This is a genomic window from Streptomyces aquilus (assembly GCF_003955715.1).
GTDB lineage: Bacteria > Actinomycetota > Actinomycetes > Streptomycetales > Streptomycetaceae > Streptomyces > Streptomyces aquilus.
The window spans coordinates 7,563,621-7,576,892 of record NZ_CP034463.1; the positions used below are offsets into that span (position 1 = coordinate 7,563,621).

15 protein-coding genes are annotated in these 13,272 nt (G+C 69.8%); 5 read left to right on the forward strand and 10 right to left on the reverse strand.

Features of this window, described 5'->3' with window-relative positions:
- The gene (locus EJC51_RS34925) at window positions 1–945 is read right to left on the reverse strand and encodes a prenyltransferase/squalene oxidase repeat-containing protein (RefSeq protein WP_126274691.1); all 945 of its coding nucleotides are present in this window, start codon (window positions 943–945) and stop codon (window positions 1–3) included.
- An 80-nt stretch (window positions 946–1,025) separates the two neighbouring features.
- On the opposite strand from EJC51_RS34925, the gene EJC51_RS34930 reads away from it, so the two are divergent.
- Window positions 1,026–1,220 carry a DUF3046 domain-containing protein gene (locus EJC51_RS34930; RefSeq protein WP_059198518.1) on the forward strand — a complete coding sequence of 65 codons (195 nt, stop codon included), beginning with the start codon at window positions 1,026–1,028 and terminating at the stop codon, window positions 1,218–1,220.
- A gap of 126 nt (window positions 1,221–1,346) precedes the next feature.
- Window positions 1,347–2,603: an AI-2E family transporter gene (locus EJC51_RS34935; RefSeq protein WP_126274692.1), complete on the forward strand. Its 1,257-nt coding sequence runs from the start codon at window positions 1,347–1,349 to the stop codon at window positions 2,601–2,603.
- On the opposite strand, the gene EJC51_RS34940 is transcribed toward EJC51_RS34935, so the two are convergent.
- Window positions 2,600–3,358 carry a class I SAM-dependent methyltransferase gene (locus EJC51_RS34940; protein ID WP_126274693.1) on the reverse strand — a complete coding sequence of 253 codons (759 nt, stop codon included), beginning with the start codon at window positions 3,356–3,358 and terminating at the stop codon, window positions 2,600–2,602. The two genes, EJC51_RS34935 and EJC51_RS34940, sit on opposite strands and share 4 nt — an antisense overlap.
- Window positions 3,359–3,658: 300 nt before the next feature.
- Here EJC51_RS34940 and recA point away from each other — a divergent pair, with 300 nt between their 5' ends.
- Both recA and recX read left to right on the forward strand, forming a co-directional pair.
- The gene (gene recA / locus EJC51_RS34945) at window positions 3,659–4,786 is read left to right on the forward strand and encodes a recombinase RecA (RefSeq protein ID WP_126274694.1); all 1,128 of its coding nucleotides are present in this window, start codon (window positions 3,659–3,661) and stop codon (window positions 4,784–4,786) included.
- A gap of 4 nt (window positions 4,787–4,790) precedes the next feature.
- Window positions 4,791–5,702, forward strand: coding sequence for a recombination regulator RecX (gene recX, locus EJC51_RS34950; RefSeq protein ID WP_126274695.1), 912 nt, complete (start codon window positions 4,791–4,793; stop codon window positions 5,700–5,702).
- A 139-nt stretch (window positions 5,703–5,841) separates the two neighbouring features.
- Here recX and EJC51_RS34955 read toward each other — a convergent pair whose 3' ends face one another.
- The 8 genes from EJC51_RS34955 to EJC51_RS34985 all read right to left on the reverse strand — a co-directional run bounded on the left by EJC51_RS34955 (window position 5,842) and on the right by EJC51_RS34985 (window position 12,297).
- Window positions 5,842–6,246 carry a rhodanese-like domain-containing protein gene (locus EJC51_RS34955; protein WP_126274696.1) on the reverse strand — a complete coding sequence of 135 codons (405 nt, stop codon included), beginning with the start codon at window positions 6,244–6,246 and terminating at the stop codon, window positions 5,842–5,844.
- Window positions 6,243–6,782 carry a cupin domain-containing protein gene (locus EJC51_RS34960; protein WP_126274697.1) on the reverse strand — a complete coding sequence of 180 codons (540 nt, stop codon included), beginning with the start codon at window positions 6,780–6,782 and terminating at the stop codon, window positions 6,243–6,245. Before EJC51_RS34960 ends, EJC51_RS34955 begins: the two co-directional genes overlap by 4 nt.
- 79 nt (window positions 6,783–6,861) lie before the next feature.
- Window positions 6,862–6,948, reverse strand: a complete 87-nt coding sequence (locus EJC51_RS49635; RefSeq protein WP_318722129.1) for a putative leader peptide — start codon at window positions 6,946–6,948, stop codon at window positions 6,862–6,864.
- 102 nt (window positions 6,949–7,050) lie between these two features.
- Window positions 7,051–8,655, reverse strand: a complete 1,605-nt coding sequence (locus tag EJC51_RS34965; RefSeq protein ID WP_126274698.1) for an FAD-dependent monooxygenase — start codon at window positions 8,653–8,655, stop codon at window positions 7,051–7,053.
- A gap of 207 nt (window positions 8,656–8,862) precedes the next feature.
- Window positions 8,863–9,801: an amino acid ABC transporter permease gene (locus EJC51_RS34970; protein WP_126274699.1), complete on the reverse strand. Its 939-nt coding sequence runs from the start codon at window positions 9,799–9,801 to the stop codon at window positions 8,863–8,865.
- Window positions 9,798–10,472, reverse strand: coding sequence for an amino acid ABC transporter permease (locus EJC51_RS34975; RefSeq protein WP_126277253.1), 675 nt, complete (start codon window positions 10,470–10,472; stop codon window positions 9,798–9,800). Before EJC51_RS34975 ends, EJC51_RS34970 begins: the two co-directional genes overlap by 4 nt.
- Before the next feature lie 99 nt (window positions 10,473–10,571).
- A complete protein-coding gene (locus EJC51_RS34980; protein WP_207924832.1) occupies window positions 10,572–11,417 on the reverse strand; it encodes a glutamate ABC transporter substrate-binding protein in 846 nt (281 codons plus the stop codon).
- Window positions 11,418–11,520: 103 nt separating this feature from the next.
- Window positions 11,521–12,297 carry an amino acid ABC transporter ATP-binding protein gene (locus EJC51_RS34985; protein ID WP_126274701.1) on the reverse strand — a complete coding sequence of 259 codons (777 nt, stop codon included), beginning with the start codon at window positions 12,295–12,297 and terminating at the stop codon, window positions 11,521–11,523.
- 286 nt (window positions 12,298–12,583) lie between these two features.
- Between EJC51_RS34985 and EJC51_RS34990 the strand changes: the two genes are divergently transcribed.
- On the forward strand, window positions 12,584–13,270 hold the full coding sequence (locus EJC51_RS34990; RefSeq protein ID WP_126274702.1) for a response regulator transcription factor: 687 nt from the start codon (window positions 12,584–12,586) through the stop codon (window positions 13,268–13,270).
- Window positions 13,271–13,272 lie beyond the last annotated feature (2 nt).

Sequence of the window (13,272 nt, forward strand, 5' to 3'; positions counted from 1 at the left end):
TCAGCCGATCGAGCGGCCGTACGCCCTGAGGGTGCGCAGCGCCTCGATCGTCACCATGGGGCGGGCCTCCAGGGCGGTGCCGGGCGCCCACTGGCGCCAGCGGATCGGCCAGCCGCCGTCCTGCTGCTGCGTGGCCGCCAAGAAGTCCAGGGAGCGCTCCATCTCCTCGTCCGTGAACCACGCGCGCGCGAGCGAGTACGGCGTCCTGGCGTAGTCGTGCGGGAAGTGGTGCTCGCCCGGGGCGTAGCCCGGAGAGACGGGGTGGGTGTCCAGGTGCTCCGGGTCCAGCGCCGCGAGCCGGGTTTCGCGCACCAGGCGGCCCAGTCGGTCCGCGGCCGCCTCCGCGCGCGGGCGGTCGGGAGCGGCGTCCAGGAAGGCGACGGCGGCCTGGACCTCGTACGGGTGGGACTGCCGCAGGGACTCGACCGCGTGCCAGCAGAAGTCCGTGGCGCGGAACAGCCAGGCGTGCCACACCTCGTTGCGGTGCAGCAGGCCGACGACCGGGCCGGTGGCGAGGAGTTCGCTGGGCGGGTCGTCCACGATCGTGATGAAGGGGGCCGTGGGATAGCCGCGCTGGCCGGGAAGGATCGCCGGCAGGGCGCCGTCCGCGGTGGAGACGGAGGTCAGATAGCGGCACACGTGCTCCACGCGCCGCCCGCCGCAGCGTCCGATGGCGTCCAGGACGCGCAGGGCGTGCCCGGTGTGCAGGGGCTGGCTGACCGGGCCGCGCAGATCGGGCTCCAGGGCGTGGCCGTAACCGCCGTCCTCGTTGCGGTACGCGTCCAGCGCGGTCTCGACCGGGTCGGCGTCGCCGTTCAGGAAGTGGTGGGCGAAGAGACGCTGTTCCAGCACGCGCGCGGTGAGCCAGACGAAGTGCTCGGCGCGGAAGAGCGGGGAGTGCGCGGGGGGCGTCGGGGGGAGTGGGGAAGCTCCTGTTTCGGCCATGCGTCAGACCGTAGGGCGGAAAGCGGTCTCGGCAAGCGGTCCCGGCCGAGGCCCACCCTCAGGGGCGGGATACTGGGGTCATGCGGTTGACGGTCTTCTGGCAGCGGATGGCGGACCATTTCGGTCCCGGGTACGACGACACCTTCGCGCGCGACCACGTCATGGCCGAACTCGGCGGGCGCACGGTGTACGAGGCCCTGGACGCCGGCTGGGACGCCAAGGACGTGTGGCGTGTGGTGTGCACCGTCATGAATGTGCCGCAAGAGAAGCGTTGACGGGTCGTGAACGTGCCGTGGTCCGGGTGCGCACCGGTCATGAACGTGCCACAGGTCGAGCGCTGACCGGTCACGAAGATCGCAGGGGGGCAGCGGATTGTCAGCGGCGTAGGCGAAACTTGCACCGTGGCACCCACTGACGAGACCGACGAGGTCCCCCAGCACGCGTCCCCGTTCGGCACGACGCCGCCCGCCCGGCCCCCGGCCGACGGCGGCGCCGGGGCGAACGCGCGCATGCCGCGCTGGCTGCCGCGTGCGGTGGTGCTCACCCTCGGCCTCTACGCAGCCTTCCAGCTGAGCACGTGGGCCTTCCACCAGCTCACCGGGCTGCTGATCAACATCCTGATCGCATTCTTCCTGGCCCTGGCCATCGAACCCGCGGTGAGCTGGATGGCCTCGCGCGGGATACGCCGAGGAGCCGGGACCTTCCTCGTCTTCCTCGCCGTGATGATCGTGTCCGCCGGGTTCATCACGCTGCTCGGGTCGATGCTCGCGGGGCAGATCATCAAGATCGTCGAGGACTTCCCCGACTACATCGACTCCGTCATCAGCTGGATCAACACGCACTTCCACACCGATCTGAAGCGGATCGACGTCCAGGAGGGCCTGCTCAAGTCCGACTGGCTGCGCAATTACGTCCAGAACAGCGCCACCGGTGTCCTCGACCTGTCCGCCCAGGTCCTCGGGGGACTCTTCCAGCTGCTGACCATCACGCTGTTCTCGTTCTACTTCGCCGCGGACGGTCCGCGGCTGCGCCGCGCGCTCTGCTCCGTCCTGCCGCCCGCCCGGCAGGCCGAGGTGCTGCGTGCCTGGGAGATCGCGGTCGACAAGACCGGCGGCTATCTGTACTCGCGCGGTGTGATGGCGCTGATCTCCGGCATCGCGCACTACATCCTGCTCCAGGCACTGGAAGTGCCCAACGCCCCCGTGCTCGCCGTCTGGGTGGGCCTGGTCTCGCAGTTCATCCCGACGATCGGCACGTATCTCGCGGGCGCCCTGCCGATGCTGATCGCGTTCACGGTCGATCCCTGGTACGCGCTGTGGGTGCTGATCTTCGTCGTGGTCTACCAGCAGTTCGAGAACTACATGCTCCAGCCCAAGCTGACCTCGAAGACCGTCGACGTCCACCCCGCCGTGGCCTTCGGCTCGGTCATCGCCGGCACCGCGCTCCTGGGCGCCGTCGGCGCACTGATCGCCATCCCCGCGGTCGCCACGCTCCAGGCGTTCCTGGGCGCGTACGTGAAGCGGTACGACGTCACGGACGACCCGCGCGTGCACGGCCACCGGCGACGGGTGTCGGGGTCCGGCCTGTTCAAGCGCGCGCGTGATGTCCTGTCCCGGAGGCCCGGGGACCGGGACCCCGGGGACGAAGCCGGTTCCTAGGCGGCGGACGGTCCCAGGTCGGTCACGAGCAGCCGGTAACCGACGTCGATCGTCCCGAGCGTGAGCAGCTCGGCGTACCGCGTCTGCCAGCGGCCGGTTCTCAGGTCGTCCGCGAGCCGGTTCAGCCCCGGCGCGAGCGCGTCGTCGCCGGTCTGGGCCAGCATGGAGACACCCGCGCGTACCTGTGGGTCGAGGTAGGCGTCCGGGCGGCGCCAGTAGGCGGCGCCGAAGCCGTCGACGCAGTCGTGGGGGACGGGGACCGGTTCCTGGCGTCCGCCGCCGAGCAGGTCGAGCAGCTGGTCGACGGGGACGGCCCGGAGGTCGTCGTACGAGGCCACCTCCGGCAGGTAGTCGCGGACGAGCCAGAACCGCTCGCGGAAGACGCGCTGGTCCCAGGTCAGGACGACGATGCGGCGGCGGGCGACTCTGCGCAGCTCCCTGATCCCGGCGTTCAGGTCCGTCCAGTGGTGCACGGTCAGCAGGGCCATGACGGTGTCGGCGGCGTTGTCGCGCAGCGGGAGGTTCTCCGCCACGGCCTGCACCGCAGGCGCCGCTCCCGCCGGACGCTGGCTGATCATGACCTGGCTGGGTTCGACGGCGAGCACCGTCTGCGGAGGCTCGTAGGAACCGGCGCCCGCCCCGACGTTGACCACGTCCTGGGCGTCGCCGAGCGCGGCGTGGATCTGCGCGGCGATGCGCGGATCAGGCCTGCGGGTCCGGGTGTAGGTCGCACCGAGCGTGTCGTAGGTGGCCATGAGGGCAAGTATGGGAGGCGCGGAGGGCCGGACGCGCGGCCCGGGATCCCCGGGGTCGCCGGCTCCTGGACGTAGGCTCGGATGTGCCGCGTGGTGCGCTTGACACGAAAATCGAACATCCATTCTTATGGAGGCGCGGGCGAGGCCCGAGAAGGGTCCGCGGTGGGCATTTGGGCATGGTTCGGATGGATAAGTGCCCGAGTTATCCACAGGCAGGACGGGCGTCGGGGCCCATTGTCAGTGGCAGGCGTTAGCGTCTTTCACGTGAAGCGATCGACTCAAGCAAACCGGGTGGAACCCATGGCAGGAACCGACCGCGAGAAGGCGCTCGACGCCGCGCTCGCACAGATTGAACGGCAGTTCGGCAAGGGCGCGGTCATGCGCATGGGCGAGCGGCCGAACGAGCCCATCGAGGTCATCCCCACCGGGTCGACCGCACTCGACGTCGCACTCGGCGTCGGCGGCATCCCGCGTGGCCGTGTGGTGGAGGTGTACGGCCCGGAGTCCTCCGGCAAGACCACCCTCACCCTGCACGCGGTGGCCAACGCGCAGCGGGCCGGCGGCCAGGTGGCCTTCGTGGACGCGGAGCACGCCCTCGACCCCGAGTACGCGCGCAAGCTCGGCGTCGACGTGGACAACCTGATCCTCTCCCAGCCGGACAACGGCGAGCAGGCCCTGGAGATCGTGGACATGCTGGTCCGCTCCGGCGCCCTCGACCTCATCGTCATCGACTCCGTCGCCGCGCTCGTCCCGCGCGCGGAGATCGAGGGCGAGATGGGCGACAGCCACGTCGGCCTCCAGGCCCGACTGATGAGCCAGGCCCTGCGGAAGATCACCAGCGCGCTCAACCAGTCCAAGACCACCGCGATCTTCATCAACCAGCTCCGCGAGAAGATCGGCGTGATGTTCGGCTCCCCGGAGACCACGACCGGTGGCCGGGCGCTGAAGTTCTACGCCTCGGTGCGCATGGACATCCGCCGTATCGAGACCCTGAAGGACGGCACCGACGCGGTCGGCAACCGCACCCGCGTCAAGGTCGTCAAGAACAAGGTCGCGCCGCCCTTCAAGCAGGCCGAGTTCGACATCCTCTACGGCCAGGGCATCAGCCGCGAGGGCGGTCTGATCGACATGGGCGTGGAGCACGGCTTCGTGCGCAAGGCCGGCGCCTGGTACACGTACGAGGGCGACCAGCTCGGCCAGGGCAAGGAGAACGCCCGCAACTTCCTGAAGGACAACCCCGACCTGGCCAACGAGATCGAGAAGAAGATCAAGGAGAAGCTGGGCGTCGGCGTCCGTCCCGAGGAGCCGACCGCCGAGCCGGGCGCGGACGCGGCGGTCGCCACCCCCGCGGACGACGCCGTGAAGACGGTCCCCGCACCGGCGGCGGCCAAGACGGCCAAGACCAAGGCCGCGGCAGCCAAGAGCTGACGCGGTGACTCGGCGAACCGACTGGGCCGAGTACGCCTACCCGGACGCTCCGCGCGACCGGGGAAGGGGTGCCACCGGCGCCGAGGCCCAGGGCAGTCACGGGGGATACGGCAGTACGCCGTCGTACGGCATGGACGGGGAGTACGGCGGCGGTGTGCCGGGCGACGGCACGCGGTACGAGGGTGCACCGACCGAGGGCGAGCGGCCGGAGGACGGTTTCGGCTACGGAGCCGACTCGGGCGGCGGCCGCTCGCGCCGGGGCGGTCGGGGAGCGCGCGGCGAGGGTGGCTCACGTGGGGGACGTGGGCGCCGGCGGCGCGGCTTCGGAGAGTCGCACGGGGGACCGGCCGACGATCCCTCCGACATGGACGGAGGCGTCTCCTCCTCGTCGAGGGCCGAGAGGGGAGAGCCTTCAGGGGACCCGGTGGAGCGGGCACGGAACATCTGTCTGCGCCTGCTCACCGGGACCCCGCGCACCCGCAAGCAACTCGCGGACGCCCTGAGCAAGAAGGGGATTCCGGAGGAGGCGGCGGAGGAGGTGCTGTCGCGGTTCGAGGAGGTCGGACTGATCAACGACAGCGCGTTCGCCGACGCCTGGGTGGAGTCCCGGCACCACGGCCGGGGGCTCGCCCGGCGGGCGCTCGCCCAGGAACTGCGGACCAAGGGCGTGGACTCCACGCTGATCGAAGCGGCCGTCTCGCAGCTCGACTCCGAGCAGGAGGAGACGACCGCGCGTGAGCTGGTGGACCGCAAGCTGCGTGCCACCCGCGGCCTGGACCGGGACAAGCGCCTGCGCCGGCTCGCGGGGATGCTCGCCCGGAAGGGGTATCCCGAGGGCATGGCTCTGAGAGTGGTGCGGCAGGCGCTCGAGGAAGAGGGCGAGGAGACGGAGTTCCTTGAGGGGGAGGGGTTTTGAGGTGGGGGTTGAGGGGGTCTGAGGTGAGGGAGAAGGTCACCACCCCCAGACCCGCCTCGTCACCAGAGGCACCGCCGACACGGTCCCGCTCTGCTGCGATCCCGACGTCGGCTGAGGCACCTCGACGACGGCGTGCTCTTTACGCCGACGTCACCGGCAATCCCGACGCCCGCCAGGCCTGGAACCCGCCCACCAGATCCGTGGCCCGGTGCAACCCCAGCTGGTGCAGGGACGCTGCCGCCAGGCTGGAGGCGTAGCCCTCGTTGCAGATCACCACGACCCGCAGGTCATGGCTCGTGGCCTCGGGGGCGCGGTGGCTGCCGCGTGGGTCGAGGCGCCACTCCAGTTCGTTGCGCTCGACGACGAGGGCGCCGGGGATCAGGCCGTCCCGGTCGCGCAGGGCGGCGTAACGGATGTCCACCAGCAGCGCCTCACCGCGCTGGGCGGCGTCGTACGCCTCCCGTGCCTCGATCCGGTCGTAGCGCTCGCGTACCTGTTCCAGCAACTCGTCGATACCGACGGGCTGTTCACGTGTTGCGCTCACTGCCAGTCCTCCGGACGCTCCACGTGCTCCAGGCGCAGGACCTGCCCGGTCCGACTGTAACGGCGGATCTGCGGCAGGGGCGGGTAGTAGGCGTGCACCGAGATCGCGTGCTCGTCCGTGGACTCGTTGAGCACCTCGTGGACGTGGTGCTGCCCGAAGGAACGGCCCTTGCCGGTCGACAGCCGCCGTGCCCGGTCCACCCCGTCGGTGAGTTCCAGAGTCTTCCAGCCGTCCGCGGGCAGCCGGGCGGCGAGCGAGTTCTCCTTGAGCTCGCCGGAAGCCGTCACGAAGGCGCCGACGGACTCGGCGTGGTCGTGCCAGCCTGTGCCCGTGCCGGGCGGCCAGCCGATCAGCCAGGCCTCACTGCCGCCGGGACCCTCCAGGCGCACCCAGGTGCGGCCCTGCGGGTCGAGCGGGAGCGAGGAGATCAGTTCGGCGTCGGCAGCGGTACGCCGTACGAAGTCGAGCAGTTCGGCCTGCGTGGGCGCCGACGCGCCGACGGAAGCGGTGGTCGATGGAGCAGGGGAGACAGACACGGGCACCGTCCTGAAGAGCGTTCGCGGAACGCGCGCGACGGCACCACGGGCACGGCACGCGCGGGAGGAGGGATGCGAATCAGAACGACGGACGACACACGCAGCCCGCATAGCGGACCAGGTCCATATGGACCCTCCGCCACAGGCGCACACAGGTGTCGGTCATGAGGCGGATTACAGCATCACGGTGCAGAACGGTCAACTCAGCGTCACTATGTGGAACGCACGCCTGTGCGAGCGCCGCGACCGGCTCGGCACCCCCCTCGTCTCAGCGCGTCCCCGCCCCCGCCTCGGCCTCCGTCTTCGTCGGTCCGCCCACCGTCGCCTCCGCGGCCGCGTACAGATCGGCGGGCCGGACCCCGCTCAGCGCGGTCACCAGGTGGCCGTCGGGGCGTACCAGCAGGACGCTGTGCGCGGCCGCCCCGGGGTAACTCTCCGCGACCAGCAGCTCGGCGGCGTGCGGCAGCGCCGTCACGGCGGCCGCGAGACGCGGCATGACCCCGGCGGTCACCCAGTGCTTGCGGTCCCACACGCCCGTCCCCGGCGCGATCAGGACGACGAGCAGCGCCCCGCGACCGAGCCGGTCCCGGAGTCGTACGAACGAGCCGTCCTCGGCGGTGACCCGCACATCGGCGACCGGCGCCCCCGGTTCCGTGTCCACCGGGACCTCGCCCTCCAGGTGCCGGGGCGCCAGCGGGGAGCCGGCGTACGCCCCCGGCGCACCGAGCACGCCGCGCCCCAGGTGGCCGTCGGCGAGGAGCGCGTCATGGCCCCGGGCCGAGCCGGGGACGTAGGCGCGCAGGCCGCCACCGCCGCGCAGCAGCGGCAGGGCCTGGTCGGCGGCGCGCAGCCGGGCGGCGACGACGCCACGGCGCTCGGCCTGGTAGCTGTCGAGCAGCGCCTCGTGCGGGCCGTGGTGCCAGGCGAGGGCCAGCTTCCAGGCGAGGTTGTCGGCGTCCCTGAGCCCCTCGTCCAGCCCCTGGGTGCCGAGCGCGCCGAGCAGATGCGCCGCGTCCCCGGCGAGGAACACCCGGCCGACCCGCCAGCGCCGCGCGAGACGGTGGTGGACGGTGTGCACACCGGTGTCGAGGAGGTCGTACGGCGGTGTCGGGCCGCCTGTCCAGCCGGCGAGGGTCTCGCGGACGCGGGTCACGAGGAGTTCGGGTGTGACGAGGTCCTTGCCGGGCGGCAGGAGCCAGTCGAGGCGCCACACGCCGTCCGGGAGGGGGCGGCCGCTGACCTCGCCGGCTGAGGGGCCCGAGGTCCGCCACGGCGGCATCCGGTGGAGCAACGCCTCGCCCTCCCACGGAAGTTCCGTACGCAGCGCGGCGACGGCGTGTCGCTCCACCGCCGTACGGCCGGGGAAACGGATGTCGAGGAGTTTGCGGACCGTCGACCGCGGGCCGTCGCAGCCGACCAGGTAACTGCCGCGCCACCACGTGCCCTTGGTGCCGCGGGTGTGCGCGGTGACGCCGGACTTCTCCTGCTCCACGGTGTCGAGACGGCTGTCGACGGCGATCTTGACGAGCCGTTCGCCGGCGAGGGCCTCACGCAGCAGGCCGGTCAGGACGTGCTGGGCGATGTGCAGGGGAGCCGGTTCCACCGGGTCGTCGAAGGTGACCTCGCGCATCACCTGCTTGCGCCGCAATGACCGCCATCCGGCCCAGTGGCAGCCGACCCCGTCGAGCGCGACGCCGGTCAGCCGCTCCATCAGGGCGGCGGTGTCCTCACGGAGCACGACCGTGCGGGCCAGGCGGGGTTCGTCCTTGCCGGGACCCTCGTCGAGGACGACGGACGGCACGTCCTGCCGGGCCAGCGCGAGGGCGAGCGTGAGCCCGACGGGCCCCGCTCCGACGATGATCACCGGGTCCACGGCGCGGCGCCCCCTGCCCGTGGCGGTGTCCCGGGGGACGTGGGTGAACAGAGGGTTGGAGCAGGGTGCACGATCACAGAACGTATGCAACCCATTGCCGGTGCTTGCGTCAAGTGACGGAGGCAGTGGCGATCATGCCACTGCCTCCGCGTCGTTCACGGCACTGGGGCCGGGTCATTCAAGCGACTTGACTGATCATCAGGTCGGTCATGGTTTCTTGCTGAAGGTGAAGCCACCCGGGCCGCCACCCTCGCCGCCGGTCCCGAACGTACCGCCGACCGCCGCCGGGTTCATCTCCTCCATGTCGGTCGCGCCCAGCACCGCACCCGTGCTCTTCTTGCTCCGCCGCAGCCGCTTCTCCAGCCAGCTCGCGAAGCTGGTGAGGAGGAAGTTGACGATGATGTAGATGATCGCAACGACGACGAAGCTCTGGATGACGTTGGCGTAGTTCGCCGCCAGCGTCGCGCGCTCGCTGAGCAGCTCGGTGAAGCCGATCATGACGCCGCCGAGCGCGGTGTCCTTCACGATGACGACGAGCTGGCTGACGATGGCCGGGAGCATCGCGGTGACGGCCTGCGGGAGCAGGATCAGGGCCATCGTCTGGCCCTTGCGCAGGCCGATCGCCTGGGCTGCCTCCGTCTGTCCCTTGGGCAGCGCGAGGATGCCGGCCCGGACGATCTCGGCGAGGACCGCCGCGTTGTAGAGCACGAGGCCGGTGACGACCGCGTAGAGCGGCCGGTTCTCGGTACCGACGTCCGTCGAGCGGGCGTAGACCTCGTTGGCGAACAGCATGAGCAGCAGGACCGGGATGGAGCGGAAGAACTCGACCACCGTGCCGGCCACGCCCCGCACCCAGCGGTGGTCGGAGAGGCGGGCGATGCCGAAGACCGCGCCCAGGGGGAGGGCGATGATCATGGCCAGCGCCGCTGCCTTGAGGGTCTCGCCGAGGCCCGGCAGGAGGTAGGTCGTCCAGGTCTCCGACTGGGTGAACGGCTTCCACAGGGACCACTCCAGCTGGCCCTTGTCGTCCAGCGCCGTCCACACCCACCACGCCAGCAGCAGGAGCAGGGCGAAGAAGACCACCGAGAGGATCACATTGCGCCGCTTGGCGCGGGGGCCCGGAGTGTCGTAGAGGACCGAGCTCATCGCTTCACCGCCAGTCGCTTGCTCAGCCAGCCGAGGATGAGGCCGGTGGGCAGGGTCAGTACCACGAAACCGAAGGCGAAGACCGCGCCGATGAGCAGCGTCTGAGCCTCGTTCTCGATCATTTCCTTCATCAGGTACGCGGCCTCGGCGACGCCGATCGCGGCGGCCACGGTGGTGTTCTTGGTCAGTGCGATCAGCACGTTCGCCAGCGGGCCGATGACCGCGCGGAAGGCCTGCGGCAGCACGATGAGCCGCAGTGTCTGGGTGAAGTTCAGGCCGATCGCGCGGGCCGCCTCGGCCTGGCCCATCGGCACCGTGTTGATGCCGGAGCGCACCGCCTCGCAGACGAAGGCTGCGGTGTAGGCGGTGAAGCCGAGAATCGCCAGCCGGAAGCCCTGGATCTTGAAGTCCGAGGCGCCCAGCGTCACGTGGAAGATGTCCGCGAGACCCAGCGAGCAGAACAGGATGATCACCGTCAGGGGAATGTTCCGGACGATGTTCACGTAGGCGGTGCCGAACCCACGCATGAGCGGCACCGGGCTGACGCGCATCGCGGCCAGCACCGTGCCCCAGACCAGGGAACCGATGCCGGAGAAGAACGTGAGCTTCACCGTCATCCAGAAGGCGCCCAGCAGGGTCGGGTTGTCATAGTCGGAGAGAAAGTCGAACACGATGTCCCGCGCTTCCGGGTGGGTGGCGTACGTGGACGGCACGGCGCGCCGCCGCCGACCTCGCGGTGGACGGCGGCACGCCGATGGACCGTTGCGCTGTTACTGGACGATGTCGCCGATCTTCGGGGCGGGCTCGTTCTTGTAGTTCGCGGGACCGAAGTTGTCCTTGACGGCCTTGTCCCAGCTGCCGTCGCTGACCATCTTCTCCAGGGCCTTGTTGATCTTGTCGACGGTCGCCGTGTCACCCTTCTTCACGCCGATGCCGTAGTTCTCGTTGCTCAGCTTGAGGCCGGCCAGCTTGAACTTGCCCTTGTACTGCGACTGGGCGGCGAAGCCGGCGAGGATCGAGTCGTCGGTGGTGACGGCGTCGACGGTGCCGCTCTGGAGGGCCGCGATGCACTCCGAGTAGCCGCTGTACTCCTTGAGGTTGGCCTTCGGCGCGATGTCGTTCTTGACGTTCTGCGCCGAGGTCGAACCGGTGACCGAACACAGGTTCTTGCCGTTGAGGTCGGTGCCCTTGGCGATGTCCGAGTCCGTCTTCACCAGCAGATCCTGGTGGGCCAGCAGATACGGCCCCGCGAAGTCGACCTTCTGCTTGCGCTCGTCGTTGATCGAGTACGTCGCGGCGATGAACTTCACGTCGCCACGGGCCAGCGCGTTCTCGCGGTCGGCGCTCTTGGTCTCGACGAACTCGATCTGGTCGGGCTTGTAGCCGAGCTCCTTGGCCACGTACGTCGCCACGTCCACGTCGAAGCCGGAGAAGGAACCGTCGGGCTTCTTGAGGCCGAGACCGGGCTGGTCGTACTTGATGCCGATCTTGATCTTGTCGCCGCCGCCGGAACCGGAGCCCGTGTCGCTGTCGTTGTCGTCCCCGCCGCACGCGGTCGCGGTCAGCGAGAGGACGAGCGCAGCGGCGGCCGCCGCGGTGACCTTGCGGAGCTTCATGGTGAACATCCTTTGTGTGAGGAGAGATGCGAGCCGTCGAGGCGGGTGACGCGGGTCTGACGCGCTGTCAGGGGTGGTCAGGGGCCGCTGCCAGTGGTTGCTGTCAGTGGTGCAGGATCTTGGAGAGGAAGTCCTTGGCGCGGTCGCTGCGCGGAGCGCTGAAGAACTGGTCGGGCACAGCTTCCTCGACGATGCGGCCGTCCGCCATGAAGACCACTCGGTTCGCCGCCGAACGGGCGAACCCCATCTCATGGGTGACGACGATCATGGTCATGCCGTCGCGGGCGAGCTGCTGCATGACTTCGAGGACCTCGTTGATCATCTCCGGGTCGAGCGCCGAGGTGGGCTCGTCGAAGAGCATGACCTTGGGGTCCATGGCCAGTGCCCGGGCGATCGCGACCCGCTGCTGCTGGCCGCCGGAGAGCTGCGCGGGGTACTTGTCCGCCTGGCTGCCCACACCGACCCGGTCGAGCAGGGACCGGGCCTTCTCCTCGGCCGTCTTCTTGTCCGCCTTGCGGACCTTGATCTGGCCGAGCATCACGTTCTCGAGCACGGTCTTGTGCGCGAAGAGGTTGAAGGACTGGAAGACCATCCCGACGTCGGCCCGCAGCCGCGCCAGCTCCTTGCCCTCCGCGGGCAGGGGCTTGCCGTCGATGGCGATGGTGCCGGAGTCGATCGTCTCCAGGCGGTTGATGGTGCGGCACAGCGTCGACTTGCCGGACCCGGAGGGTCCGATGACGACGACGACCTCACCGCGGGCGATCGTCAGATCGATGTCCTGGAGAACATGCAACGCGCCGAAGTGCTTGTTGACGCTCTTCAGGACGACCAGTTCGCCGGTTGCGGCCGCGTCTTGCTTGGCCACCGATACTTCGGTCATCGCTCTCGGGCTCCGTCCTCCTCGGTTTCGCAGGACAGTAGTGACCCCACGCGACCTGCGTCATTACCTTTGAGGGGAATCTGAGCATCACGATCCGATAGCAATCGGACACGTGTCGTAGCAGTTGTGAGCAGGCCGCATATCGGCCGGGTAACGGAAGCGGCCCGCAACCGGAACCCACTTGACGCCGTCCTGTTCCATCGGCGTGACTGCAACGTGCACGCGCGCGTGCACGCTTTTTTGTACACAACTTGATCGTACGGCTGATGAAGCGAAGGAGGGCCGGATGAGACTGCTCCTCGTCGAGGACGACAATCACGTCGCCGCCGCCCTGTCCGCGGTCCTGGCCCGGCACGGGTTCGACGTGACGCACGCCCGAAGCGGGGAGGAAGCTCTCCAGGCCCTGGTCCCGGAAAGCGACGGATTCGGTGTCGTCCTGCTCGACCTGGGGCTGCCGGACCAGGACGGTTACGAGGTCTGCGGCAAGATCCGCAAGCGCACCAGCACCCCGGTGATCATGGTCACCGCCCGCTCCGACGTCCGCTCCCGCATCCACGGCCTCAACCTCGGGGCCGACGACTACGTGGTGAAGCCGTACGACACCGGAGAGCTGCTCGCCCGGATCCACGCCGTCAGCCGCCGCACCGCCCACGAGGACGCCTCGGGCGGTGCCGACACCACGCTGGTCCTCGGGCCGGTCCACATCGAGCTGCCGACCCGTCAGGTCAGCGTGGACGGCTCCGTCGTCCAGCTCACCCGCAAGGAGTTCGACCTGCTCGCCCTGCTGGCCCAGCGCCCGGGCGTCGTCTTCCGCCGGGAGCAGATCATCAGCGAGGTGTGGCGCACCAGCTGGGAGGGGACCGGGCGCACCCTGGAGGTCCATGTCGCCTCCCTGCGCGCCAAGTTGCGCATGCCGGCCCTCATCGAGACCGTACGCGGCGTCGGCTACCGGCTCGTCGCCCCGTCCTCGTAGCA